4 protein-coding genes are annotated in these 2125 nt (G+C 45.8%); all 4 read right to left on the bottom strand.

The genetic code is table 11. The annotated features are described in order from the left end of the window. A partial coding sequence (gene rplD, locus A3735_RS22460) for a 50S ribosomal protein L4 (protein ID WP_068638689.1) occupies positions 1-430 on the bottom strand: 430 nt, incomplete at its 3' end. A gap of 8 nt (positions 431-438) precedes the next feature. Continuing rightward, positions 439-1077 carry a 50S ribosomal protein L3 gene (gene rplC / locus A3735_RS22455; protein ID WP_068508507.1) on the bottom strand — a complete coding sequence of 213 codons (639 nt, stop codon included), beginning with the start codon at positions 1075-1077 and terminating at the stop codon, positions 439-441. 118 nt (positions 1078-1195) lie between these two features. Then, positions 1196-1507, bottom strand: coding sequence for a 30S ribosomal protein S10 (gene rpsJ / locus A3735_RS22450; RefSeq protein ID WP_068455763.1), 312 nt, complete (start codon positions 1505-1507; stop codon positions 1196-1198). Positions 1508-1696: 189 nt separating this feature from the next. Continuing rightward, positions 1697-2125, bottom strand: a 429-nt coding sequence (locus A3735_RS22445) for an EF-Tu/IF-2/RF-3 family GTPase (RefSeq protein WP_255375189.1), incomplete at its 5' end; no start/stop codon positions are given.

Raw genomic sequence — 2125 nt, 5'->3', positions numbered from 1 at the left:
GCAAACCCTGCTCTTTCAACTTAGCAGTCAGCTCTTTTGTCTTTGGCTCAGCAACAGTTAGCTCTTCAACAACCAACAAACGCTCCTGACGAACCAACTCTGACAAAATAACCTGCATCGCTGCACGATACATTTTACGGTTTACTTTTTGAGAGTGATCTTGCGGCTTCGCAGCAAATGTAACACCACCTGAACGCCAGATTGGGCTACGAATAGTACCTGCACGTGCACGACCAGAACCCTTCTGCTTCCATGGCTTCTTACCACCACCACTTACTTCAGAACGAGTTTTCTGAGCTCGAGAACCCTGGCGGGCAGCTGCCATATATGCAGTGACAACCTGATGAACCAAAGACTCATTAAATTCACGAGAAAACGTAGCTTCAGATACAGCCACTGAATTTCCAGAACCAGTAATTGTTAATTCCATGACGCCCCCTATGCCTTCTGTGCTGGCTTGACAATGATGTCCGCGCCAGTAGCACCAGGAACAGAACCTTTAATCAATAAAAGGTTACGTTCTGCGTCTACACGAACGACTTCTAAGCTCTGAACAGTAACTTGTTCAGCACCCATGTGACCTGACATCTTCTTGCCTTTAAAAACACGACCTGGCGTCTGACACTGACCAATTGAACCGTTTGATCTGTGTGACAACGAGTTACCATGCGTCGCATCTTGCATGCCAAAGTTCCAACGCTTAATACCGCCCTGGAAACCTTTACCTTTAGACTGACCAGTTACATCAATAATCTGACCAACTTCGAAGACTGTCGCATTAAGTGCGTCACCTGCTTTAAGATCTTCGCCTTCGCCTTCCGCCAAACGGAATTCCCAAAGACCACGACCCGCTTCAACACCTGCTTTCGCAAAATGTCCAGCTGCAGCTTTAGATACGCGAGAAGCGCGACGCTCACCAACAGTTACCTGAATTGCACGGTAACCATCAACATCGTCTGTTCTCACCTGTGTGATACGGTTATCTTCAACCTCGATAACCGTTACCGGAATGGATGCACCTTCGTCTGTAAAAACTCGAGTCATCCCAGCCTTACGGCCGACTAAACCAATCGCCATTTTTCACCTCTTAAGTGTACGGGGCTTTCACCCTCTATGGCCCTATAAATTAGGTAGTTACACTTTACCGCTCGATCTAACTTGAACGGCACCAACTTTTTAGAAAAGTTGGAAAAACTTAACCAAGACTAATCTGAACGTCTACGCCAGCTGCCAGGTCAAGTTTCATTAGTGCATCTACAGTTTTTTCTGTAGGCTCTACAATATCCATCATTCTCTTATGAGTACGAATCTCATACTGATCACGCGCATCTTTGTTTACGTGAGGAGAAATCAAAACTGTAAATCTCTCTTTCTTAGTTGGAAGAGGAATCGGACCACGCACTTGCGCACCGGTTCTCTTCGCCGTATCTACAATTTCTTGTGTAGACTGATCGATCAGACGATAATCAAAAGCTTTTAGTCTGATTCTGATTTTTTGGCTTTGCATGTGACCAAAACTCCAGTAATTAGCCACTTAAACCCAAAAAGGCGCGTGACTGCTGTATAAAAAAGGAGCCGCATTGTACGTATTGCAACCAACCGTGTCAACCGACATCCCGACATAAATACGATTTCTTTTAGCACAAAAAAAAGAGCCGCCCGAAGGCAGCTCTTTTTTTAGGATATAGGCGTCAGATTATTCAACAATCTTAGCTACAACACCCGCACCTACAGTACGACCACCTTCACGAATCGCGAAGCGTAGACCTTCTTCCATCGCGATTGGCGCGATCAAAGTAGCTGTTAACTGTACGTTATCACCAGGCATTACCATTTCAACACCTTCAGGCAACTCACAAGCACCTGTCACATCAGTCGTACGGAAGTAGAACTGTGGACGGTAACCTTGGAAGAATGGCGTATGACGACCACCTTCATCTTTACCCAAGATATATACTTCAGCTTCAAACTTAGTGTGAGGCTTAACAGAACCAGGCACACATAGAACCTGACCACGCTCAACTTCGTCACGCTTAGTACCACGCAGAAGAACACCAACGTTCTCACCCGCACGACCTTCGTCTAGAAGCTTACGGAACATCTCAACACCAGTACAAGTAGTGGT

The sequence above is a fragment of the Oleiphilus sp. HI0061 genome (genome assembly GCF_001635675.1).
The sequence above is the reverse complement of the archived record's forward strand: the minus strand, read 5'-3'. Positions and strand labels throughout refer to the sequence as shown.

Excerpts from the sequence above, each read along its gene's own strand:
- rpsJ (WP_068455763.1), bottom strand. The coding sequence starts at position 1,507 with ATGCAAAGCCAAAAAATCAGAATCAGACTAAAAGCTTTTGATTATCGT.
- rplC (WP_068508507.1), bottom strand. The coding sequence starts at position 1,077 with ATGGCGATTGGTTTAGTCGGCCGTAAGGCTGGGATGACTCGAGTTTTT.